The sequence below is a fragment of the Pseudomonas sp. SIMBA_068 genome (assembly GCF_046534705.1).
Lineage (GTDB): Bacteria > Pseudomonadota > Gammaproteobacteria > Pseudomonadales > Pseudomonadaceae > Aquipseudomonas > Aquipseudomonas putida.
In genome coordinates this window covers 1-248 of sequence record NZ_JAWRYI010001244.1, presented here as the reverse complement: position 1 = coordinate 248, position 248 = coordinate 1, and the positions used below count along the sequence as shown (strand labels likewise).

1 protein-coding gene is annotated in these 248 nt (G+C 58.5%); it reads left to right on the top strand.

Annotated elements, in window-relative coordinates; all coding sequences use genetic code 11:
* The coding region (locus tag SB756_RS33530) for a M3 family metallopeptidase (protein ID WP_410913693.1) at positions 1-248 on the top strand (248 nt) is incomplete at both ends.

Below are 248 nucleotides of genomic sequence, written 5' to 3'. Positions count from 1 at the left end.
CGAGCATCCGGCCCATGCATTCGATTACCTGCTGGATTACTACGACGCTGGCTACTACGCCTACCTGTGGTCTGATGTGCTCGCATTCGATCTGTTCTCGCGTTTTCAAGCCAGCGGCCTGCTAGACCGGGCAACGGGGCGTGATTTGCAAATGGCGTTGCTTGAGCCTGGCGCTTCCCGGCCATTGCTTGAAGGTATGCACGCATTTTTGGGCCGCGCGGTGAGTCACGAACCTTTCCTGCGCTGGC